The organism is Actinophytocola sediminis (assembly GCF_054779715.1).
Window position 1 is genome coordinate 15,709 of the sequence record NZ_BAAGXS010000011.1, and the last position, 22,105, is coordinate 37,813.

Below are 22,105 nucleotides of genomic sequence, written 5' to 3' on the forward strand. Positions count from 1 at the left end.
GCGTGGCTAGACTCGCTAATATGCCGAAATTGCGGATCAGTGAGGCGGCGGCCCTGCTGGGGGTCAGCGACGACACCGTGCGTCGCTGGGTCGACCAGGGCCGGCTCCCGGTGGTGCAGGGGGCCAACAACCGCAAGGCCATCGAGGGGCACGAGCTGGCCGCGTTCCTGCAGCGACAGTCCGAGTCGCCGGAACCGGGGGTCACGGTCGCCAGGTCCGCGCGCAACCAGATGCGCGGGATCGTCACCCGTGTCGTCAAGGACGGGGTGATGGCCCAGGTCGAGCTGCAGGCCGGGCCGTTCCGGATCGTCTCGTTGATGAGCCGGGAGGCGGCCGACGAGCTCGGCCTGGACGTCGGCAGCGTCGCGGTCGCCTCGATCAAGTCCACCCATGTCGTCGTCGAGATCCCGGAGGCGTGAATGTCCCGTTCCCCACGTGTGCTCGCGGTAGCCGTCGCTGCCGCGCTGTCCCTTGCCGGCTGTGGGTCCAGCGCGTCCGAGGACCCCGGCTCGTCCTCGGCGGTCAGCGGCGATATCAGCGGTGACCTCACCGTGTTCGCCGCCGCGTCGCTGACCGAGTCGTTCACCCAGCTCGGCGAGGACTTCGAGGCCGCCAACCCCGGGGTGACGGTGACCTTCAACTTCGCGGGCAGCTCCGCGCTCGCCAAACAGCTCAACGAGGGCGCGCCGGCCGACGTGTTCGCCTCGGCCGCCCCCAGGAACATGACCGAGGTCACCGACACCGGCGCGATCACCGACGACCCGGTGACGTTCGTGACCAACACCCTGGAGATCGCCGTGCCGGCGGGCAACCCGGCCAACATCACCGGCCTCGCCGACTTCGGCAAGGCGGAGCTCAAGATCGGGTTGTGCGCCGAACAGGTGCCCTGTGGCGCGGCGTCGGCGAAGGTCCTCGAGGCCGCGGGGGTCACGGCCGCTCCCGACACCCTCGAACAGGACGTCAAGGCCGTGCTCACCAAGGTCTCGCTCGGTGAGGTCGACGCCGCGCTGGTCTACAGGACCGACGTCGAGGCGGCGGGCGACGAGGTCGATGGCATCGAGTTCCCCGAGTCCGGCGAGGCGGTCAACGAGTACCCCATCGCCGCATGTGCGGAGGCGCCCAACGCCGACGGCGCGCGGGCGTTCATCGACTACGTGCTGTCCGCCGAGGGCAGGGCCGTGCTGACCGAGGCCGGTTTCGGCGCTCCATGAGCCGACGCGGATCGGTCCGGCGCGGGGTCGGCAGGCGGGGGCGACTGCCGGTCGTCCTCGTGCTGCCCGCGCTGATCGGTCTGGCGTTCCTGGTCGTCCCGCTGGCGGGCCTGCTGGTGCGCGCGCCCTGGTCCACCCTTGGCGACCAGCTGTTCAGCGAGGAGGTCGGGCAGGCGCTGCTGCTGTCGGTGGTGTGTGCCAGCGCGGCCACCGCCATCTGCCTCGTGCTCGGGGTGCCGTTGGCCTGGCTGCTGGCGCGCAGCGACCTGCCAGGTCGCGGGGTGCTCCGCGCGCTGGTCACCGTGCCGTTGGTGCTGCCGCCCGTGGTCGGCGGGGTCGCGCTGCTGCTGGTCCTCGGCCGGCGGGGGATCGTCGGCCAGTACCTCGACGCCTGGTTCGGCATCTCGTTGCCGTTCACCACGACCGGAGTCGTGCTCGCCGAGGCGTTCGTCGCCATGCCGTTCCTGATCATCTCGGTCGAGGGGGCGCTGCGCAGCGCCGATCCGCGGTTCGAGGAGGCCGCCGCCACCCTCGGCGCGTCCCGCTGGCTGACCTTCCGGCGGGTGACGCTGCCGTCGATCGCGCCCGGGGTCGTGGCCGGCATGGTGCTCTGCTGGGCGCGCGCGCTCGGCGAGTTCGGCGCCACCATCACCTTCGCCGGCAACTTCCCCGGCAAGACCACCACCATGCCGCTGGCGGTCTACCTCGCCCTGGAGACCGACCCCGGGGCCGCGATCGTGCTGTCGATCGTGCTGCTGCTCCTGTCCGTCGTCGTGCTGGTCAGCCTGCGCGACCGGTGGATCTCCACGCCGTCATGACCCTGCACGCCGACCTGCGGGTCACCCGCGCCACGGGCTTCCGGCTCGATCTGGCGTTGCCCATCGAACCCGGGCAGGTCGTCGCGCTGCTCGGCCCCAACGGCGCCGGCAAGACCACCGCGCTGCGCGCGCTCGCCGGGCTGCTGCCGCTCACCGACGGCGGCCTGCGCCTTGACGACGAGGTCTGGGACCGGCCGCCGTCGGTGTTCGTGCCGCCGGAGGACCGGCCGATCGGCGTGGTGTTCCAGGACTACCTGCTGTTCAACCACCTGACCGCGCTGGACAACGTCGCTTTTGGACTCCGCGCGCGCGGCACGCCCCGTGCGCGGGCCCGCCGCCAGGCACGGGACTGGCTTGGCCGGGTCGGTCTCGACGACCACCGGGACACCAGGCCCAGAGCGCTGTCCGGCGGCCAGGCCCAACGGGTCGCGCTCGCCCGCGCGCTGGCCACCGAGCCGGCACTGCTGCTGCTCGACGAGCCACTGGCCGCGCTGGACGCCAGCACCCGGATGCACATCCGCGCCGAGCTCGGCCGCCACCTGGCCGCCTATGCCGGCCACACCCTGCTGGTCACCCACGACCCGCTCGACGCCATGGTGCTCGCCGACCACCTGGTCATCGTCGAGCACGGAACCGTTGTCCAGCAAGGACCACCGGCACAGGTCGCCCGCCAGCCGCGCACCGACTACGTCGCCAACCTCGTCGGCCTCAACCTCTATCGCGGGACCGCCGAGGGCACCACCGTCGTGCTCGACCCCGCTGGCCGGCTCACCGTCGCCGAGCCGGCCGAGGGGCAGGTGCACGTCGCGTTCCCGCCGGCGGCGGTCAGCCTGCACCTGGACAAGCCCCACGGCAGCCCGCGCAACAGCTGGCCGGTCACCGTCACGCACATCGAGCAACACGCCCACACGGTCCGCGTCCGGCTCGACGGCACGCCACCCGTGCTCGCCGACGTCACCCCGGCCACCGTCGCCGAGCTCCACCTGGCCCCCGGGATGCCGCTGCACGCCACGGTCAAGGCGACCGAGGTCACCACCTACCCCAGCTGACCTGCCTACAGCAGTTTGTCCTGAGTGAACGGGACGTCGCGCAGCCGGCGGCCGGTGGCGTGGAAGATCGCGTTGCCGATGGCCGCCGGGACACCGGTGAACGGGGTCTCGCCGAAGCCGCGCGCGCCGAGGGCGGTGCTGCTCGGATCTGGCTGGTCCACGAACAGTGCCTCCACCGCCGGCACATCGGCGCACACCGGCACCAGATAGGTCGACAGGTTCGGGTTGACCACGCGCCCGGTGGCCGGGTCCACCACCGTGTGTTCCATCAGCGCGAAGCCGATGCCCCAGGTCACGCCGCCGATCACCTGGCTGTGCGCGGTCTTGCGGTTGAGCACCCGCCCCGGATCGTAGGCACCGACCACTCTGGACACCCGCACGGTGCCCAGGCTCGGCCGCACCCGGACCTCCACGAACACCGCACCCCAGGACTGGCCTGGAGTGTTGAGCACGGTGCCGGTCGCCGTGACCGGACGGCCGTGGCGGGTGAGGACGTCGCGGTAGCTGTCCCGGCGATCACCCGCGCGGAGCTGACCGTTCTCGGTCACGACCGACTCGACGGGCACCCCGTGCAGCGGCGAGTTCGGATCGGCGACCGCCAGCCGGATCACCGTGTCCCTGGCGGAGCCGGCGGCCTGCGCCACCGAGCCGATCACGCTGGGCATCGTGGCCGACACCGCCGAGATCCCCGCTGCGGGGAACGCCGAGTCGCCGATCAGGGTGGTGACCTGGGTCAGTGGCATCCCGAGTCCGTCGGCGACGACCTGGCTGATCACGGTGTACGTGCCGGTGCCGATGTCCTGGGTGGCCATCCGCAGCGTCGCGCGCCCGTCCGTGCCGATCGTGATGCCCGCGGTGGCCGGGAAGGAGGCGAAACCATGGGTCTCGGTGGCCATGCCGTACCCGACGTACTCGTCGCCGTCGCGCATCGAGCCGGGCCTCGGGTCGCGAGTGGACCAACCGAACGCGGCCGCGGCCATTCGGTAGCACGCCAGGAGATGCTTGCTGCCATAGGGTTGGCCGGTGTGCGGGTGCACGTCGCTGTGGTTGCGCACCCGCAGTTCCACCGGGTCGACGCCGATGGCGTGGCTCAGCTCGTCCAGTGCGGTCTCCAGGCCGAAGTGCGCGGTGCCTTCCGGTGACCGCATCCACGTCGAGGTCGCCAGGTCCAGCCGGACGCCCTGCTGTCGCACGTGGACGTTCGGGCAGGCGTAGAGACCGAGCACCGACGGGCTGCTGTTGAAGACCGCCTCGTCGGTGCGGGACAGCTGGGCGGTGGTGGCGCTGAGGATGGCGGTCAGCCTGCCCCGCCGGGTGGCGCCGAGCCGCACCCGATGGCGGAACTCGCTGCGGTGGCCGGTCGCGGTGTACATCTCGGCGCGGGTCAGCACCAGCTTCACCGGTCTGCCAACGAGTCTGGCCGCCGCGATGGTGAGCAGGGTGTGCGCCCAGATCGCCTTGGCGCCGAAACCGCCGCCGAGGTAGGGCGCGATGATCCGGATGCTCGCGGGCGGCAGCTCGAACACGGCCGCCACGGTCTCCAGGGTGCGGTGCACGCCCTGCGTGCTCTCGTACAGGGTCAGCGCGTCGCCGTCCCAGACGGCGGTGGTGGTGTGCGGCTCGATCGGGTTGTGATGGTGCGTCGGGTTGGTGTAGCCCTGATCGACCCGCACCTCGGCCAGGTCGAACGCCGTGGCAGCGTCCCCACGGGTGACCTCGTTGGGCTCGTCCAGGAACGGCGGCGGCAGGTACACCTCGTCGAGCGCGTCGCCGATCCGCACCACCGGGCGCTCCGCCCGGTAGTCGACCCGCACCAGGCTCGCGGCTTCCTGTGCCTGCTCAAGGGTTTCCGCCACGACGTAGGCGACCGGCTGGCCGTTGTGGTGCACCACGGTGTCCTGCATCGGGATGAAACCCTTGGGATAGGGGAAGCCGATCGACGCCAACCGGGGCAGGTCCCGGTGGGTGTACACCGCGACGACCCCGGGCACCGCCAGCGCCGCGCCGGTGTCGATGGCCGTGACCTCGCCGCGGGCCACCGTGCTCAGCACCAGGAACCCGTGTAACAGCCCGGAGATCTGGTTGTCGGCGGCGTAGCGGGCCGCGCCGGTGACCTTCGCCCGGCCGTCCACCCGGTCGACCGCTCGCCCGACCAAGCCGGTCATCGGACTCCTCCCAGTTCGTGTAGGACACTCGCCAGCGCCCGCTGGACGAGCGTCGCCTTGAATCCGTTGCCGTCCAGGGGAACCGCGTCGCGCACCAGGACCCGGCCGGCGGCGGCCACCGTCGCCGGGGTCAGCTCGCGTCCCCGCAACGCCGCCTCGACCCGGGTGTCCCGCCAGGGACGCGTGCCGACGCCGCCGAACGCCAGCCGCACGTCCCGCACGGTGCCGCCGGTCATCCGCAACGCCGCGGCCACCGACACGACGGCGAACTCGAAGCTGGCCCGGTCCCGCAGCTTCAGGTACCGCGAGTGCCTGCCGACCGGGGTGCGCGGGACCGTCACCCCGGTGATGAGCTCTTCCTGGTGCCGCACGGTTTCCCGGTGCGGCGTGCTGCCGGGGAGCAGGTAGAAGTCGGCGATGGGGACGGTTCTGGCGCCGTCGCGGCCGAGCAGGTGCACGGTCGCGTCCAGCGCGGTCAGCGCCACCGCCAGGTCGGAGGGATGCGTGGCGATACAGTGCTCGCTGCCGCCGAGGATCGCGTTTCCCCGGTGGTGGCCGGTGATCGACGGACACCCGGAGCCGGGCTCCCGCTTGTTGCACGCCGACCCGGAGTCCCGGAAGTAGCCGCATCTGGTGCGCTGCAACAGGTTTCCCCCGATCGCCGCCATCGTGCGGATCTGCGGGGACGCCGAGGCGAGCAGCGCCTGCGCGAGCAGCGGAAAGGCCTGGCGCACCTCGGGATGCTCGGCGACCTGCCGCATCCTGGCCAGCGCGCCGATGCGCAGGACTTGGCCGTCGGCGGTGACATCGGCGGTGACATCGGTGAGGTCGAGGCGGTTGACGTCCACCAGGTGGTCGTGGGCCTGCGCGCCGTCGCGCATCAGGTTCAGCAGGTCGGTGCCGCCAGCGACGAACGTCGAGTTCGGGGTGCCGGCGGCGATTCGCACCGCGTCCGCCGGGCTGTCCGCGACGGTGTAGCCGAAGTTCCTCATCGCCGCACCTCCTGCGCGGCGTCGGCGACCGCGGCCACGATGTTCTGGTACGCCGCGCAGCGGCACAGGTTGCCGCTCATCCACTCGCGGATTTCCGCGGCGGACCCGGTGTGGCCCTCGTCGATGCAGGCCACCGCGGACATGATTTGGCCGGCGGTGCAGCCGCCGCACTGGAACGCGTCGTGGCGGATGAACGCCGCCTGCACCGGGTGCAGCTCCTCGCCGCCGGCCAGGCCCTCCACCGTGGTGATCTCGGTGTCCTGGCGCATCACGGCCAGGGTGAGGCACGCCTTGATCCGCTGCCCGTCGGCCAGCACGGTGCACGCGCCGCACTCGCCCCGGTCGCAGCCCTTCTTGGTACCGGTCAGGTCGAGGCGCTCGCGCAGCGCGTCGAGCAGGGTCACCCTCGGCTCGACGGTGAGCCGGCGCCGCTTTCCGTTGACCGACAACGTGATCTCCGCCGTGTTCGTGTTTCCGGTGTCGGCCGGTGCCGGTGCGGTGGACGTGAGTGAGGCGGCCGTGACGGTTCCCGCCGCGGCGGCGGTGGACTTGAGCACGGTCCGGCGCGTGTGCGCCTGGGGTTCGTTCGGCACTGGAGTCTCCCTGCCGAGGTAGCGTTGTTAAAGACATTCCTATATCGCCGTTAGATATATAACAGGATGCAAGTGATCGCAAGGTCTGCGTATATCGTTGCTATATGACCGGCACCCGACAGCAGATCCTCGACGTCACCGCCGCGCTGCTGGAGCGCGTCGGCGCGGAGGAGGTGTCCATTCGGGACGTGTGCCAGGCCGCGGGGATCACCGCGCCGACCGTCTACCACCACTTCGGTGACAAGAAGGCGCTGCTCGCGGCCGTCGCCGCGGAGGGGTTCGAACGCTACCTAGTGGCCAAGCTTGACCGCGCGCCCTCCGCCGACCCGCTGGTCGACCTGCGGCACGGCTGGGACGACCACGTCGGCTTCGGCATCGAGCACCCGGCCTTCTACCGGCTGATGTACGGCACGCCCAACGCCGACAGGCCGCCGTCGGCGGGGAAGGCGCACCTGATGCTGATCGACATCGTGCACCGGCTCGCGGCGATCGGCCGGTTGCGGCTGCCACCGGAGCCGGCGGCCACGCTGATCCACACCGGTGCGGTCGGCACCGCGCTGGCTCTCATCGCGGCGCCGAAGGGACCCGCGACGCCCGCACTGGTCGAACGCATGCGGGAAGCGGTCTTCGCCGCCGTGCTCCACCTGGACGCACCGGGGGCGAAGACCGCCGTGCCGGAGCTCGCCGGCACCCTGCTGGCCTCGTTGTCCGCCAGCCCCGCCGGCGAGCTGACGCCAGGGGAACAGGGGATCCTGCTGGAACTACTGGGAAAGCTGTCCTCCTGAGCGCCCGCAGGCGATGTCCTGGCGGGGAAGCTTGCCGGTGAGGAGGAAGTTCGTCGTGGTGTCGTTCAGGCACTGGTTGCCCAGGATCAGGTAGGCGAGGTGGCCGCCCTGGTCCGCGGTGACCATCCGGGCGCGATCGCCGAACGCCGCGCGCAGTTTCCTGGCGCCGGCCAGCGGCGTCGAGGTGTCCCGCAGGTTCTGCACGATGAGCACAGTGGACGGACCGTCGTCGGTGATCGGCACCTTGGGCTCGGCCGGCTCGGTCGGCCAGAACGCACACGGCCAGATGTTGGCCCCGCCCGCGCCGTACATCGGGTAGCGGACGCGGTCGATCTCGACGTTGCGCTGGTAGGTGGCGACCGACTCCGGCCAGTCGGTGTCGTTGCACATCACGGCGAGCTGGCTGGCGACGGCGTTGTCGAACGGCTGGTCGGCCGGCGGGTCCAGCGGCGGCAGCGGCGGCGGTGGCAGGGGTTGGCCGGTGTCCACGGCCCGCCAGGTCTCGGCCAGCGCGGGGAACTGGCTGTGCAGGTACAGACCCTCCAAAGTGGACTTACGGAACCGCTTGCCGTCGACGCCGTCCGGCCGAGGCGTCCTGTCCAGCCGGGCGGCCAGCTCGAAGTACTTCGCCCGCACCTGTTCCTGCGTGCGGCCAAGGCCGTACTCCGGCCGGTCGGCGACGAACGCCGCGAAGTCCGGGAAGCTGTCCTCGAAACCCCGGCCGAACCCGCGGGAGGCCTCGATGTCCGCGCCGTCGGGGCCAAGGGCGCTGTCGAGCACGATCCGGTCGCCTCGGCGCGGGAACAGCGTGGCGTAGACCGAGCCGAGATAGGTGCCGTAGGAGACACCGAGATAGGAGATCGTGCGCTCACCCAGTGCCACGCGGATCCGGTCCATGTCGCGCGCGGTGTTCGCGGTGGTGATGTGCGGCAGGATCGACGCGGTCGCCGAGGATCCGCACTGCTCGGCGATCCCGGCCATCCGCTCGGCGCGTTCGGCCACCTCGCCCGGGTTCAGCGCGAACTCCGGGATGTTCGCGGTCTGCGACGACTCCTCCAGCTCCAGATCGCAGGTGACCGGCGTGCTGTACCCGACCCCGCGTGGGTCGAAGCCGATGATGTCGTAGGAGTCCAGCACGCTTTGCGGTATTCCGAGGTACTTCAGGATCAGCGGGAAGTTCAGCCCCGGTCCGCCCGGTCCACCGGCGTTGGTCACCAGCACCCCGCGGCGCTTCTCCGGACTGGCACTGGCCAACCGGGACATCGCGATGTCGATGGTCTCGCCGTTGGGGGAGCGGTAGTCCAGCGGGACCTGGAGCGTGCCGCACTGGAGACCGGGCAACGGCGTCTCCCACGTACACGCCCCCCAGTCCACTGTGTCCGGTGGGCTCGGCGCCGGTTCCGCCGACGAGCCAACCGGAACAGACGTCACGACCATCGTCGCGGTGAGAACGGCCAGGACGGATGTGCGCATCAGGTGTTCCTCCACAGGTGACCTGGCGGCGCGCTGGCGCCGCACCCCTCGACCTGGCCAACGTTAGAAGTCACCGGTGTGCACGGACATCACCACAACGAACGATCGTGGTGTCATCCACCAGAGGTAGGTCAGCGTGCCTACCAGGTGACCGGCAGCTCGTGCAGGCCGTAGAGCACACCGCCGTGCTTGTAGGACAACGTGTCCACCGGGACGGCGACCCGCAGGGTGGGGATACGCGCGAACAGCGTGCCGAACACGATCTCCAGTTCCAGCCGGGCGAGGTTCTGGCCGAGGCACTGGTGCACGCCGTAGCCGAAGCCGACCTGGCGGCGGTCGCCTCGGCGGACATCGAGCCGCGTGGGCTCGGGAAACGCTCCCGGGTCCCAGTTGGCCGCGGCGAGCAGGGCGTAGACCCCCTCGCCCGCGCGGATCGCCGTGCCGCTGAGTTCGGTGTCCTCGACCGCGATCCGGCTGGGGACGAGGTCGGCGATGCTGAGGAAACGCAGTAGTTCCTCGACGGTGTCCGGCAGCAGCTCGGGGTCGGATCGGAGGGCGGCGAGCTGGTCGGGGTTCTCCAGCAGCGCCACGGTGCCAAGCGAGATCATGTTCGCGGTGGTCTCGTGTCCCGCGTTGAGCAGCAGCAGACACATCATCCGCAGATCGTCCCGGTGGAGTTCGCCCGCGGGCTCCAGGTGCTCGGTGACCAGCCTGGTCACCAGGTCATCGCCCGGCTCCCGTTGTTTGCGGGTGATCAGCTCGTCCATGTAGGCGTTGAGGTCGGCCATCGCGGCCGCGAACTGCGCGGCGGTACTCGCCCTGGACAGCGCGATCTTGCTCCGGCTCTGGAAGAGCTCGTGGTCCTCGTAGGGCACCCCGAGCAGTTGGCAGATCACCAGCGACGGCACGGGCAGCGCGAACGCCTCGACCAGGTCCACCGGCCGGGGCGCGGCGAGCAGCTCGGTCAGCAGGTTGTCCACAATGGACTGGATGCCGGCGCGCATCGACCGGATGCGCCGGACGGTGAACTCCTGGATGAGCAGGCGCCGGTAGTAGCTGTGCCGCGGCGGGTCCATCCGGATGAACGGCGGGCGCCGCAGGATCTGGGCCTGCCCGGGGAAGAGCGTGGGGTAGCCGGGGCGGGTGCCGTCGGCGCTGAACACCGGGCTGCTCAGCACGGTCCGGACATCCTCGTACCCGGTCACCAGCCACGCGGAGCCGCCGGTGGGCAGCCGCACCCTGGAGACGGGTTCCTCGGCGCGCAGTTGGTCGTACTCGGCCGGTGGGGCCAGCGGGCACTGCCGCTGGATCGGGAAGTGCCGGCTGTCCGGAGCCGTGGTCTGGGACATCAGCCGCTCCTGCATTAAGTGAAGGATAATCCTCCGGTTGATGGTGAAGCTAAGGTAGCACAATCGAAGGGATTCCCTCCAGATCTCGAGGAGAGGTCGGTTGACCGAGAGCACGGCCCCACTGCGGGCGGACGCGCGCCGCAACCGCGAGCAGGTCATCGTCGCGGCCCGCGAGGTGTTCCTCGAGCAGGGCATCCACGCGCCGCTGGAGGAGATCGCCCGCCGTGCCGGGGTCGGTATCGCCACCCTCTACCGGCGGTTCCCCGACCGCCGCACGCTCGTCCGGCAGGTCGCGCTGGACAACATGGCGGTGGTCGAGGTGGAGCTGGATCGCGCCACCGCCGCGTACCCCGACGCCTGGGACGCGGTGGCGGGACTGCTGCGCCGCCTGGTCGAGCTGCGAATCGGCGTCTTCATGCCGATGGTGGCCATGACGCTCGAGGAGGACCTGCGCGGCGAGGGCGGCGAGTTCAAGCTGGCTCGCGACCGGATCTTCGCGCGGCTGGACCGGCTCATCCACGCCGCGCAGCAGGCGGGCCGGCTCCGTCGGGGAATCGGCGCCATCGACCTGATGGCCAGCATCATCAAGCTGTCCCGCCCGCTGCCCGCCATCGGCGCGGAACTGAACGAGCTGGTGACCAACCGGCAGCTGGAGCTGTTCCTCGGTGGGCTGCACGCCACGGCGCTGGACGCCACCGAGCCGCTCGGCCGCCAGCCGGTGAACCTCGCCGAGCTGGACCGCTACCTCAAGCTGGCGGAGTAGGTCGCACGATCGGGTGATGTCGCCGACTCGCCGGTCTCGGGCGGAGTCGTCCCGGTGCCGACGGTGTAGCTCTAGCGTCCGGCCCTATCCCCGGGGTCAGATGAATGGAGAGTCGCCGTGCGCATCACCGACATCCAGCGTTGTGAGATCCGGCCCGGCCGGCTCGTGACGTGGTCGCTGCATCCGATGACCACCAACGCCGCGTCTCGGTCGCCGGAGGATGCTCGCCCGCCGGCGTATGTGCAGGAGTCGCATGTCCGAACGGCACGGTCGGTACGGCAGGGTGGCCTGTTCGTACCGACCTGGCTCGGCACCGCGTTCGACCTGCCGGGCCGGATCGACCTCGACGTGCTGCAGGACGCGTTGCGGGACTGGACACTGCGCCACGAGACGTTGCGCAGCGGGTTCCGCTGGATCGGCGACGACATGCGGCGGTTCACCCTGGACGCGGACGCCGTGGTGCTGCACCGGGAGGACGTCGGCGACTTCCCGGACGCGGCAACGCTGACCCAGTACCTCCAGGACCTGTTCGACGTCGAGGCCGACGCCCTGGTGTGGCCGAACTTCATCTACACCGCCGTCGTTCGCGACGACGACACGAGTGTCTACCTGGCATTCGACCACAGCAACGTCGACGCGCACTCGATCCAACGGATCCCCGCCGAGATCCACGATCTCTACACCGCGCGCGCCGAAGGCCGCACCGTGGACACCGAACCGGTCAGCAGCTACGTCGACTTCTGTGCGATCGAACGGAAGGACGCCGACCAGATCGACGACACCCACGCGATCGTCGCGCGCTGGCGGGAGTTCATCGCCCGCTGCGACGGCAAGCTGCCCAACTTCCCCGTCGACCTCGGCCTCGACCAGGAAGGCCTGCTGCCCACCCAGAAGCTGATGCACGAGATGATCGTGGATGACGCGGGCGCGGCGGCTTTCGAGGAATACTGCCGTCCCTACGGCGGAAGCGTGATCGGCGTGCTCGCGGCCACCGCCATGATGGTCCATCGGATCAGCGGACAGCAGGTCTACCGCACCGTCGTGCCCTTCCACACCAGGGCGAAATCGCGCTGGGCGAACTCCATGGGTTGGTATGTCGGCGGTGCGCCGATCGAGATCCCCATCGCGCAGGCGCCGGACTTCGACCACGCGCTGGAGATGGTCCGCGCCGCGCTGCGGGAGAGCCGCCCACTGTCCAGGATGCCCATCGCCCGCGTGCTTCGCCTGCTCGGCACGGATTTCCGCCCCACGTCCCCGGATCTGTACTCGATCGTCTCGTTCGTCGACGCCCGCGGCATCACCGGATCGCGGCGGTGGCAGGGCCAGAAGGCCTACGGCCTGATCCGAGTGTCCTATGGGGACCAGGTGTGCGTGTGGACCACCAGGCTGCACGAGGGCCTGCAACTGGCCAGCCGCTACCCGGACACCAGCCTGGCCTACCAGAACATGCGCCGGTACATCGAAGGACTGCGCGACCTCATCGTCGCCGCGCCCCGACGCCCCGTCCTCGTCTAGCCGTCCTGGCCGGCGGCGCGGATGAACGCGTCGGCGAAGATCCGCGCGACCTCGTCGACCGGGGGAAGTGAGTTCCCCAGCGCGTCCTGCAGTGCCGGGCGCAGCAGCATGTGCCCCGCCATCGGGCCGAACATCAACTGGATGAGCAGTGGCAGTGGCAACGGCCGCAGCGTGCCGGCCTGGAGATGCGTGCCGAGCAGGGCGCCGAGGCTGCCGAACATCCTGGGCAGGTTGGCTTTCAGCATGCGGGCGGCCGTGCCGTCCGGCCGGGTGAACAGGTCACCGAAGATGGCCGGCAGCACGCGGGGCTCCCTGGCGATCGCCTCGGCCAGCGCGGCGTAGATCGCGTGCACGGTCTCCTCGAGTCGCTCGGGGGGATCGGCGGCCAGCGCCTCCAGGTCGGGGATGGGGACGTACCGGTCGAACATGGTGGCCAGCAGCCCGTCGCGGTTGCCGAAGACGGCGTGCAGGCTGGTCGGTGAGCAGTCCGCGGTCGCCGCGACCGCCTCCAGCGTGACCGCGCCCAGCCCGTCCCTGGCGATCAGCGTCGCCGCGGCCTCGATGGCCCGCTCCCGGACCGGCGGGCGCCCGCCGGGATCGATCCCGGTCTGCCGGACCGCGTCGTCCAGCCGGACCCGGGAGCCGCCGAGCTTTCTGATCAGGGTGCTGCGGGAGATGCCCGCCGCGGCGGCGATCGCGCTCAACGGCACGTCGGCCACGTCCTTGCCGTGCTGCTCGGCGGCCGCCACCGCGGCACGTACCAGGTCCTCGTCCACGACGTCCGATGGTACTGCTTCCTATGTGAACCTCAGCTGTGTATCTTCTCCACCGATGGCTCATCGGATGATGAATTCTTTCCGGAGAGGACTGTTCATGACTGTGGAAACCACCGGAGCCCTGGTGTGCGGCGGTGGCCCGGCCGGCATGATGCTCGGCCTGCTGCTGGCCAGGGCCGGCATCGAGGTCACCGTGCTGGAGAAACACGGTGACTTCCTCCGCGACTTCCGCGGCGACACCGTGCACCCCGCCACCGTCCGGCTGATGGACGAACTCGGCCTCGGCGAGGAGTTCCGCGCCCTGCCGCAAAGCCGCCTCGGCAACCTGGCCCTGCCCGCCCCCGACGGCAGCCTGGTCACCCTGGGCGACTTCGAGGCGCTGCCCGCGCCCTACAACTACATCGCGATGGTGCCCCAGTGGGACCTGCTGTCCCTGCTGGCCACGGCCGCCGGCAAGGAGCCGGGTTTCTCGCTGCGGATGAACACCGAGGCGACCGAGCTGGTTCGCGATGGCGACAGCGTCGTCGGCCTCCGCTACCGCACGGCCGACGGCCGTACCGGGGAGATCCGCGCCGACCTGACGGTGGCCTGCGACGGCCGGCACTCCCGGCTGCGCCGGGAAGCCGAACTCGTGCCCCAGGAGTTCCCGGTGCCGTTCGACGTCTGGTGGTTCCGCCTGCCACGGTCGGCCGAGGAGACCGCCGTGCCCGCCAGCGTGACCCCGGTCGCGAAGGGCGCGGAGGCCCTGATCTCCCTGGCCCGCGACGACTACTACCAGGTGGCCTACTTCACCGCCAAGGGCGCCGACGCCCGATTGCGGTCCGAGGGCATCGAGCGGTTCCGGGAGCGCATTGCCGGCCTGCGCCCGGAGTTCACCGACCGGGTGGCGGGGCTGGCGAGCATGGACGAGGTGTTCGTGCTGGACGTGAAACTCAACCGACTGAAGCGCTGGTACCTCGACGGGCTGCTGCTCATCGGCGACGCCGCGCACGCCATGTCACCCGCCGGCGGGGTGGGCATCAACCTCGCCATCCAGGACGCGGTGGCCGCCGCCACCATCCTGGCCGAGCCCCTGCGGCGAGGCATGGTCACCCGCGCCGAGCTGGCGGCCGTGCAACGGCGCCGGCAGCGGCCCACCGTCGTCGTGCAGACCGGCCAGCGTGTGCTGCAGAAGGTCATGTTCGAAAAGCAGTTCGCGGGCAAGCGATCCGGGCCGCCCAGGGCGGTGCTGTTCCTCAGCCGGATGTTTCCCCGACTGCGCAGGATTCCCGCCCGGTTCGTTGGCTTCGGTCCCCGGCCAGAGCACGTCCCCCACTTCGCCAGAGGACACTGAGGAGCACGTTCATGCACAAGCCGAAAGCCGCGCTCGTCAGCGCGGGATTCTTCGTGGTCGCCCCCGGGACGGTGGTCGGCCTGATCCCCTGGCTGATCACCAGCTGGGAGTGGTCGGGGTGGGGCGTGACCCAGGTCGCCGGCCTGCTGCTCGTGGTCGCCGGCCTGGTGCCGGCGGCGTCGGCGTTCGTCGAGTTCGTCAAGGCGGGCGGGACCCCGGTCCCGGCCGCGCCCACCCAGCACCTGGTGGTCTCGGGATTCAACCGCTACGTGCGCAACCCGATGTACGTCGGCCTGCTGGTGTCCATCCTCGGCCAGGCGCTGCTGTTCGGAAACCTCTGGCTGCTGGCCTACGCCGTGGTGGCCTGGGCCGTGCCGGCCGCGTTCGTGCGCTGGTACGAGGAACCCACCCTCACGCGGACCTTCGGCGCCGAGTACGAGGAGTACCGCCGCGCGGTCCCCGCCTGGCTACCCCGGCTCCGGCCGTGGAACGCGGGTTGACCACACGCCAGCGAGGCCAGGCGAACCGCCGCGGTGGTGGTGCTGATCGCCGGGTCGCCTATCTGAGCCCTAACTTCAGCGTCCAGCCGGTGTTACTTCACCGGCATGCTCACGGTGGCGTTCCGGTGATTCCCGCCGGCTATGCGCTTTACCGCATCTGGACCACTGAGTCACGCAAGGTCCGCCGGGGGAGCTACGCCGACGGGTGTGAAGATATAAGTCAGTCTGCTGGGGTCGATCACCACGATCGTCAGGTCGTAGAACGAGCCGACGGTGACGGTCGTTCGTGGCTGGTCCAGGACTGAGAGCTGGGGAAGTACGTCCTCGGCGAATGCGGTTACCGCGTCGGCGGACAGGTTGTGCAGCGATGCGCCGATACCACTGAGTAGACGTGCTGGGGTGGGGACCGCCCCAGTTGGTCCATAGGTGCGTACCACGATCGCCGACACCGGTTCGAATGCGGTGCCTTCGGGGATGAGACGGATCTCGGTGCCTGGCGTGACCTGGGTGCCGAATGTTCCGTCAGCGGAGATCGCGACCGGGATTTGAGTTGGCACCTCGTCCTCGATGAGCAGTGGCAACTGAAGGTTGATCTGCGTGATGATGTCGTTCACCGACCCGGTGAACGGCTCACCCGCCGGTTCGGTGGGTGTGGTCGTCGTTGGCGTTTCCGTAACGCTGTCTGATACTGGCGCCGCAGGTGAACCGACGGTGTTGCCGCTGCAAGCTGAACTAAGAAAGATCATCAAGGCGGCGAGTACGACGTATTTTCTCATCTCTGACCCCAGACGTTCGGTGATTGCAGCCCGTCAGTCGTGTTGCGACTGTTCACTGTTACCTTTGATGGAAGGTAACGTCGAGCGTGCCCTCTGTGTGGGGAACAAACAAACGGCGGACTGTGTAACGATCTTCCGGCCACTCGGATTTTTTCGTTTTTTTGAGGTAGGGGAGCCATCTGCGTCGGCATTGATTGCCCCTCATGTCGACGCTCTCGCCCGCAACGCCGCACCCGACGACGGTCTATGCGACCGAATTAAGGAGTACCTCCTATATTATCTCGTGCCGTTCTTCATCGGTCGTTTAACGTGCGGCATAACTCGCGCGGCGATGGTCATCCGGCGTGTCGGGTCTTCATCCGTGCCCCGGGCTCGTAAGGTCTGAACACCACCGCCCGAGCTCGCGGGTCTGGGCGATGGGTCGGGGACGACCTGCACGACAATCTGCCTGGATGGTTGGCTAGTGCGCCTTGAGAAGTACTCCGTGCGCGGGTTTCGTTCGCTCGCCGACATCACGGACATCCCGATCAGCAGTCCGACGATCCTCGCCGGTCCCAACGACGGCGGTAAGACCGCAGCGCTCAGTGCGCTGGGGTTCCTCCTCAACTCGTACACCCTGACTGAGGACGACAGGTCCTACCTCGCCGGCGAGTCTGGTGGCCGCTGCGAGATCACCGAAGTGATCGGCGACTTCCGCCTGGATATCTGGGAACAGGAGAAGTTCGAACTGCCTGCGGAAGCGCGGGTTCGACGCTGCGCCGAGGCGGATCTTGCACCGCGCTACGAGATCTGGGGGCCGGTGCCCGCAGACGCGGAGTTACGTGACCTCAGCGGAAAGCTGGTGCCTGAACTCAAGGAGTTGGCCGCTCGATTCGGGATCCCGGCAGCAAAGCTGGCGAAGCCGATGCTGCTGGCTAAGTTGGTCGAGTACGGACGGAAGCACTCCAGCGGTGAGGGTTGGAGTGGCATGCCTCCGGCGTTGGCTGACCGGCTTCCGCGTGTCGCTGAGTTCGAGGGTCACTCCTTGGACCCAGAAGCGGCGATCCGGTCCGTGTTAGCGGTTCGGTTCAAGAGCTACGTGACTGAGGAGAGCGTCCAAGGTCGTGTCCGTGAGTTGGAGACCGACGCACGCGATTGGTTGGGCATCCAGGCGAAGCCGTTGGCCGACCACATCGTGGAGCGCTGCGGCGACATCGCCACGGTCACCGTCGAGGCCGACCTCAGCTTCACGCCGACCTTGCGCTCGACTTCGCTGCGACTGGAGCGGACATCCGGCGAACGGGTTCGGCTGGATCACTCCGGACGTGGTAGCGCTCGCCGTATCTCGATGGCGGTGTGGGAGAGCACCAGTGAGTTGTTGACCGAACCAGCCGGTGGCGAGATCGACCCGGAGGTCGGGCCGCCAGCGCAGGTCATCGTGGCCTACGACGAACCCGACACACACCTGGACTACCACTTCCAGCGCGAGGTCATGGGCATCATCCGCCGTCAGGGTATGGCTGAGCACATCAGCGTCGTTGTTGCTACACATTCCATGAACCTCATTGACGGTGTCGACATTCGCGATGTCGTGCTACTCAAACTGGATGATGCGCGCCGAACGATCATGCAGCGACTGGGCAATGCTGAGCATGTTGAGTTCGACCGCCACCTCGGTGCGATTGCGGCCGCAGTCGGGCTGCGCAACTCTGTCCTGCTTCACGAGCGGTGCTTCCTTGCGGTTGAGGGTGACACCGAGCAGTTGGCGATCCCAATCCTGTTCAACCTGTCTGAGGGCCTGTCGTTGCAGGCCGCCGGGATCGCGTTGTGGGCGTGCGGTGGTAACGACGGCGCACTGAACCTCGCGAGTTACCTTCACAAACACAAGCGCAGTGTGATGCTGATGATCGACGCGGACAGCGAGTCGAAAAGCAGGATCTTCAGGCAGAGCAACCTGACCCGGCACTTCGGACAGGACAAAGACAGGATTTCCAGGATGTTGGGCAAGAGGTCAAACGCTGACGAGTTGGAGGAGCTGTTTGACGACGAGACCTGGGCGCGGACGGCGAACGAGGCGTGGCCACGTGACGGCGATTGGACCCCAGAGCACTTCGCTGACCACCGTGGGCAGAAGAAGTTCAGCGTTGGGGTCGAGCGCATGCTGCAGCGGCACAGCGAGCACCACCCATCGGGCAAGCCGGCGATGCTGTGGGAGCTGGTCGTCCGACTCGATCAGCCCAAGGACGTCCCGAGTGAACTCCGAGATATCTTCGCCGAGCTTAGGTTGCTAGCTGGCTAACAAATCCTCTGCTGATCGATTACGGCGGGCCCGCCGCTCAAGCATCCGCTCCTTACGTTGCGCAGCGGTGGGCTCGACCCACGTGTGCCATCTCGCCGTCGGTGCCCAGCGCTGGAGATGATCTTCACGGTCCACACCGCACCAGCGGCAACCGTTGGGGTTGGGTACCGATTCGCGGTCACTCTCGCGCATCACATCGCTCCTTCCGTCCAGAGAGTTGTACCTCGGAGGCCTGACATTTAACGGGTCTCGCGCCTTCGAGCGGGCGGATCGATCTGCAGAGCACTGAGTGGGACGTAGACGACTCGCGGAGTATGTCGCCCCTGGCTCATTTGGTGAGGTCAAGGTGCCGTTCGTGTCGGAATCGGTACAGAAGTGGGAGCCATCGGGTGTCACGGTGGTGTCATCGGACGTGCCCGATTGTCTCGGCGCGTTCGGATCGGGCGCAGAGCGCCTGCCATGGCGAACGGCCAGTCGAGATTCGTCGGCAGCGCTTACTACGTTGCGACACGCTCGCCAGAGCAGGCTGCCGGACGCCAACGTGCTCGAGAAGCTGACAGCCACAACTGCAGGAGCTGTGGACGACTGATCGACAACGCTACGGATGGCGTAGCCGTCTGCGGCGGCTGGTGAGGCCCGGTCACGACTGGTTTGGGGCGGCCTGCCCGCGCAGCACGTCCACCCGGTCGGATCCCGTCCGCCCGAGCACCCAGCTGGACCCCGCCACCGCCTTCGCCCGCTGCGTGAGCGGTGCCAGCAGCCGCGACGCCTCCCGGTGAGACGCGACCGACCCGACCGCGCACACCAGCGACGTGAGCGACACGCTCACCGTCGCGCCTTCCGCCTGCCACCGGCGGTCGACGACCTCGGTGGCGAGCGCGCCGACCTCGTCGACACCGGTGAGCACGAGGAAGTCATCGCCGCCGACGTGCGCGACCCTGGTGTCCGGCAGCCGCGCGGTGAGTTCCGACAGGATCCGGCCGATCATGCGGATCAGGTCATCCCCGGCGGCGAACCCCTTGGTCTGGTTGACCGCCTTGAACCCGTCCACGTCCAGCCAGCTCACCACGAACATCTCCGTGCGTTCGATGCGCCGGTCGATCTCGCGGGTCACCTCGCCGGTGCCGGGCAGCCGGGTGAGCGGGTTGAGCGCGACGGCCTGCTCGACCTTCGCCTCCGCGACCCCGCGGATGACCTCGGTCAACCGCACGATCCCGACACACCGGCCGACGGGATCGACCACGACCACGTCGTCCCCGGCGCGGGAGCCCTCGGTCTCGCCGACCGCCTCCAGCAGCTGGATGCTGGAGGCGTCCGCGCGGATCGTGCGCGGCGGATCGGCGTGCCGGGCAGCCGGCTTGCTCGCGTGCAGCGCGTGCCCGTACGGGCCGGTGACCGTGAGCAGGAACCGGTTGCGGGACAACGACCAACGCGGCCGCCCGGTGGAGTCGAGCAGCACGACCCCGGTCACCTCCGGCGAGTCGACGAACACCTGCCTGACCTCCTCGGAGGCGGCCGACTCCGGCAGGGTCACGGCCGGGTGCACCAGATCGGCGACCAGCGGGCCACCGGGTCCGGCGGGCATCCCGTCCAGCCTGGTGATCTCGGGCGCGGTGAACGTCGAGCCGCCGGGCCGGGGCGCCGCGATCAGGTTGCCCTGCGCGACCGGCACTCCCAGCCTGCTGAGCACCGCGAGCTGCTCCTCGGTCTCCACGCCGACCGCGGCGAGCCGTACCCCGGTGCGGGCCCCGAGGTGGCCGAGCGCCTCGATCAGCGCGACCACCGCCGGCTTGCCGGGCACCCCCGCCAGCAGATACGCGTCGAGCTTGACCATGTCCGGCAGCACGTCCGCGATGATCGACAGCGGCAGGTCGCCGTCCCCCGCGCCGTCGAACGCGAGTCGAAACCCCTGGTGGCGCAGTGTCGTCAGCCCGTCAAGCAGCGCTTCCCTGGACAGTCCCCCGAACGGGGGAGTGACCTCGACGGTGATGTCGGCCGGTTCGCGACCGGTGGCCCGCAGGGCGGCGAGCAGTGGGCGGAGCAGGTCGTCGGGGCGGGTCGCGGTCTTCGCGAGCACGTTCACGTGCAGCGGCAGCTCGGCCGTGCTGGCCGTCCGGACCGCACCCGCGGCGAGCGCGGCGTCGACCTCGACGAGCTGGTTCGCCCGGGCGGCATCGCGCAGCAGGTCGTGCACGGTGCCGGTCTCCGGCCTGGCGAACGCCTCGAGCGCGAGCAACCGCCCCGTGCGCGTCGAGAGCATGGGCTGGAAGGCATAGGAAACACCCGGTACACCGGCCACGTGCCCCATCTTGACGATCCGACCGCGCCAGCTGCGCCTATGTCACCGAGTGTTCATGTTGACCATCCGAAGGCGCATGATCGGTCACCTGAAGTGATCGCGACCGCGCTGGCGGAGATCTCGGCCAGATTGGCAGAGCGTGGTGTCGGATCCGGTGCGCGCCGTTCGTGAAGTAGGTGAGCGGCCCCGCCACCAGGGCACCGCCACAGAGCACAGGGGATGAGATGTCACACCCGCAACCCGTAGCCCGCCGCATGTACGACCTGGTCGAGCCCATCGGCCTGGTGCCCTACCTCGCCGGCGGAGCGGACGACGACCTGATGGCGCTGGGCCTGCGCAACCAGTGGGACGCCTACTTCGCCGGACGGGCCGCGCCGTTCGGCCGGTCGACGCCCGCCGAGGTGGTCCACGCGGTGTTCTACAACTTCGCCCCCGGCGAGGTGGCCCGCCACCTCCCCCGGGTCTGGGACCTGACCACGCCCGAGGCGGCGCTGGCCGCCCGCGAGCGGGGATGCGTCGCGGCGATCCGGCGGATCCTCGGTGAACTCGCCGACGCCCCGAGGGTCACGCGCGCCGGCGACCTACTGCTGAGGGCGGCGACCAGCGCACCGGTGGCGGGACGCGCCCTCTACGCCGCTCTCCGCGCGCTCCCGGTGCCCCGGGAGCCCGTAGCCCGGCTGTGGCACGCGGCCACCCTGCTCCGCGAACATCGCGGCGACGGCCACACCGTCGCGCTGCTGGCCGAGGGCGTCGGCGGAACGGAGGCCCACGTACTCCACGCCCTGTCCGTCGACCTGCCCGCGCACGAGTTCGGCCGAGTCCACCATCTCCCCGCCGCGCAACTGACCGCGGTCATCGACGGCATGCGCGCCCGCGGTCTCATCGGCGCCGACGGCTGGCTAACCGCCGACGGCCAAGCCACCAAACAACGAGTCGAAGCACTGACCGACCGCCTAGCGGAGGCCCCCTACACCGCACTGGCCCCCAGCGAGATCGACCACCTCACCACCGACCTCGAACCGATCGCAACCGCCATCCAAAAGGACTACCCGTGGTAGCTGCAGACCGCGTCGCGGCTTCGCCGCGCCAAACGAGGTCGCACAGCACAACGACCGAAAAGGACAAGGCGCCCACGACCGACCCATGTACCCAGCTGTCGCGTGGCCCCCCCGGCGCGACTCGAACAGCACCCACACGACCAGGCAACGAGCGCCGGGGGGCGTCGGGGGTCTGGGGGTCGCTCCCCAGAAATTACGACGAGCGACCCGGTTCGCGCATTCCGCGAACACGAGTCCCCCAGAGCGAGTGCCCCCGGCAGGACTCGAACCTGCGACCCAGAGCTTAGAAGGCTCCTGCTCTGTCCGCTGAGCTACGAGGGCATGGCGGGCCGCGCTGCCGGTCGGCAAGATGCTGCCCTTGGATCTGATCGT

Annotated in this window: 20 protein-coding genes and 1 tRNA gene; 12 read left to right on the forward strand and 9 right to left on the reverse strand. The window is 69.5% G+C overall.

What is annotated here, in order from left to right:
* The first annotated feature begins 20 nt into the window (after window positions 1–20).
* From ACYVIP_RS06960 to ACYVIP_RS06975, 4 genes are read left to right on the forward strand one after another with little or no spacing between them, the layout of a single operon-like run.
* The gene (locus ACYVIP_RS06960) at window positions 21–419 is read left to right on the forward strand and encodes a TOBE domain-containing protein (RefSeq protein WP_460393256.1); all 399 of its coding nucleotides are present in this window, start codon (window positions 21–23) and stop codon (window positions 417–419) included.
* The gene (gene modA, locus ACYVIP_RS06965) at window positions 420–1,211 is read left to right on the forward strand and encodes a molybdate ABC transporter substrate-binding protein (protein ID WP_460393258.1); all 792 of its coding nucleotides are present in this window, start codon (window positions 420–422) and stop codon (window positions 1,209–1,211) included. It begins immediately after the preceding gene.
* Entirely contained in the window at window positions 1,208–2,029 is an 822-nt protein-coding gene (gene modB / locus ACYVIP_RS06970; RefSeq protein WP_460393260.1) for a molybdate ABC transporter permease subunit, read from the forward strand. Before modA ends, modB begins: the two co-directional genes overlap by 4 nt.
* Window positions 2,008–3,078 (forward strand): ABC transporter ATP-binding protein, encoded by a 1,071-nt coding sequence (locus ACYVIP_RS06975; protein ID WP_460393262.1) that lies wholly within the window; start codon window positions 2,008–2,010, stop codon window positions 3,076–3,078. Before modB ends, ACYVIP_RS06975 begins: the two co-directional genes overlap by 22 nt.
* A 5-nt stretch (window positions 3,079–3,083) precedes the next feature.
* Here the strand turns inward: ACYVIP_RS06975 and ACYVIP_RS06980 are convergent, their stop codons facing one another.
* Genes ACYVIP_RS06980 through ACYVIP_RS06990 form a run of 3 tightly spaced genes read right to left on the reverse strand, consistent with a single transcriptional unit; the run spans window position 3,084 to window position 6,828 of the window.
* Window positions 3,084–5,243 (reverse strand): xanthine dehydrogenase family protein molybdopterin-binding subunit, encoded by a 2,160-nt coding sequence (locus ACYVIP_RS06980; protein ID WP_460393264.1) that lies wholly within the window; start codon window positions 5,241–5,243, stop codon window positions 3,084–3,086.
* Window positions 5,240–6,235, reverse strand: coding sequence for an FAD binding domain-containing protein (locus ACYVIP_RS06985; RefSeq protein WP_460393266.1), 996 nt, complete (start codon window positions 6,233–6,235; stop codon window positions 5,240–5,242). The genes ACYVIP_RS06980 and ACYVIP_RS06985 overlap by 4 nt, the downstream gene beginning before the upstream one ends.
* Entirely contained in the window at window positions 6,232–6,828 is a 597-nt protein-coding gene (locus tag ACYVIP_RS06990; RefSeq protein WP_460393268.1) for a (2Fe-2S)-binding protein, read from the reverse strand. The genes ACYVIP_RS06985 and ACYVIP_RS06990 overlap by 4 nt, the downstream gene beginning before the upstream one ends.
* A gap of 104 nt (window positions 6,829–6,932) precedes the next feature.
* Here ACYVIP_RS06990 and ACYVIP_RS06995 point away from each other — a divergent pair, with 104 nt between their 5' ends.
* The gene (locus ACYVIP_RS06995; RefSeq protein WP_460393270.1) at window positions 6,933–7,613 is read left to right on the forward strand and encodes a TetR/AcrR family transcriptional regulator; all 681 of its coding nucleotides are present in this window, start codon (window positions 6,933–6,935) and stop codon (window positions 7,611–7,613) included.
* On the opposite strand, the gene ACYVIP_RS07000 is transcribed toward ACYVIP_RS06995, so the two are convergent.
* The gene (locus ACYVIP_RS07000) at window positions 7,590–9,086 is read right to left on the reverse strand and encodes an alpha/beta hydrolase (RefSeq protein ID WP_460393272.1); all 1,497 of its coding nucleotides are present in this window, start codon (window positions 9,084–9,086) and stop codon (window positions 7,590–7,592) included. The genes ACYVIP_RS06995 and ACYVIP_RS07000 overlap by 24 nt on opposite strands.
* Before the next feature lie 140 nt (window positions 9,087–9,226).
* Complete coding sequence (locus ACYVIP_RS07005) at window positions 9,227–10,450, reverse strand: cytochrome P450 (RefSeq protein ID WP_460393274.1); 1,224 nt, start codon at window positions 10,448–10,450, stop codon at window positions 9,227–9,229.
* A gap of 85 nt (window positions 10,451–10,535) precedes the next feature.
* Between ACYVIP_RS07005 and ACYVIP_RS07010 the strand changes: the two genes are divergently transcribed.
* A complete protein-coding gene (locus ACYVIP_RS07010) occupies window positions 10,536–11,198 on the forward strand; it encodes a TetR/AcrR family transcriptional regulator (RefSeq protein ID WP_460393276.1) in 663 nt (220 codons plus the stop codon).
* Between the two features lie 117 nt (window positions 11,199–11,315).
* The gene (locus ACYVIP_RS07015) at window positions 11,316–12,713 is read left to right on the forward strand and encodes a condensation domain-containing protein (protein WP_460393278.1); all 1,398 of its coding nucleotides are present in this window, start codon (window positions 11,316–11,318) and stop codon (window positions 12,711–12,713) included.
* Here the strand turns inward: ACYVIP_RS07015 and ACYVIP_RS07020 are convergent.
* A complete protein-coding gene (locus ACYVIP_RS07020; RefSeq protein WP_460393280.1) occupies window positions 12,710–13,489 on the reverse strand; it encodes a TetR/AcrR family transcriptional regulator in 780 nt (259 codons plus the stop codon). The genes ACYVIP_RS07015 and ACYVIP_RS07020 overlap by 4 nt on opposite strands.
* Window positions 13,490–13,586: 97 nt before the next feature.
* Here ACYVIP_RS07020 and ACYVIP_RS07025 point away from each other — a divergent pair, with 97 nt between their 5' ends.
* Entirely contained in the window at window positions 13,587–14,822 is a 1,236-nt protein-coding gene (locus tag ACYVIP_RS07025; RefSeq protein ID WP_460393282.1) for an FAD-dependent oxidoreductase, read from the forward strand.
* Window positions 14,823–14,833: 11 nt separating this feature from the next.
* Window positions 14,834–15,322 carry a methyltransferase family protein gene (locus ACYVIP_RS07030; RefSeq protein WP_460393284.1) on the forward strand — a complete coding sequence of 163 codons (489 nt, stop codon included), beginning with the start codon at window positions 14,834–14,836 and terminating at the stop codon, window positions 15,320–15,322.
* Window positions 15,323–15,492: 170 nt separating this feature from the next.
* Here the strand turns inward: ACYVIP_RS07030 and ACYVIP_RS07035 are convergent, their stop codons facing one another.
* On the reverse strand, window positions 15,493–15,936 hold the full coding sequence (locus ACYVIP_RS07035) for a hypothetical protein (RefSeq protein WP_460393286.1): 444 nt from the start codon (window positions 15,934–15,936) through the stop codon (window positions 15,493–15,495).
* Here ACYVIP_RS07035 and ACYVIP_RS07040 point away from each other — a divergent pair.
* Window positions 15,920–16,483, forward strand: coding sequence for a hypothetical protein (locus tag ACYVIP_RS07040; protein ID WP_460393288.1), 564 nt, complete (start codon window positions 15,920–15,922; stop codon window positions 16,481–16,483). The two genes, ACYVIP_RS07035 and ACYVIP_RS07040, sit on opposite strands and share 17 nt — an antisense overlap.
* A gap of 78 nt (window positions 16,484–16,561) precedes the next feature.
* Window positions 16,562–18,376 (forward strand): ATP-dependent nuclease, encoded by a 1,815-nt coding sequence (locus ACYVIP_RS07045; RefSeq protein WP_460393290.1) that lies wholly within the window; start codon window positions 16,562–16,564, stop codon window positions 18,374–18,376.
* A 640-nt stretch (window positions 18,377–19,016) separates the two neighbouring features.
* On the opposite strand, the gene ACYVIP_RS07050 is transcribed toward ACYVIP_RS07045, so the two are convergent.
* Window positions 19,017–20,684: an EAL domain-containing protein gene (locus ACYVIP_RS07050; protein WP_460393292.1), complete on the reverse strand. Its 1,668-nt coding sequence runs from the start codon at window positions 20,682–20,684 to the stop codon at window positions 19,017–19,019.
* 215 nt (window positions 20,685–20,899) lie between these two features.
* Between ACYVIP_RS07050 and ACYVIP_RS07055 the strand changes: the two genes are divergently transcribed.
* Complete coding sequence (locus ACYVIP_RS07055; protein WP_460393294.1) at window positions 20,900–21,733, forward strand: SCO6745 family protein; 834 nt, start codon at window positions 20,900–20,902, stop codon at window positions 21,731–21,733.
* A 248-nt stretch (window positions 21,734–21,981) separates the two neighbouring features.
* On the opposite strand, the gene ACYVIP_RS07060 is transcribed toward ACYVIP_RS07055, so the two are convergent.
* A tRNA-Arg gene (locus tag ACYVIP_RS07060) sits at window positions 21,982–22,054 on the reverse strand.
* Between the last annotated feature and the right edge of the window lie 51 nt (window positions 22,055–22,105).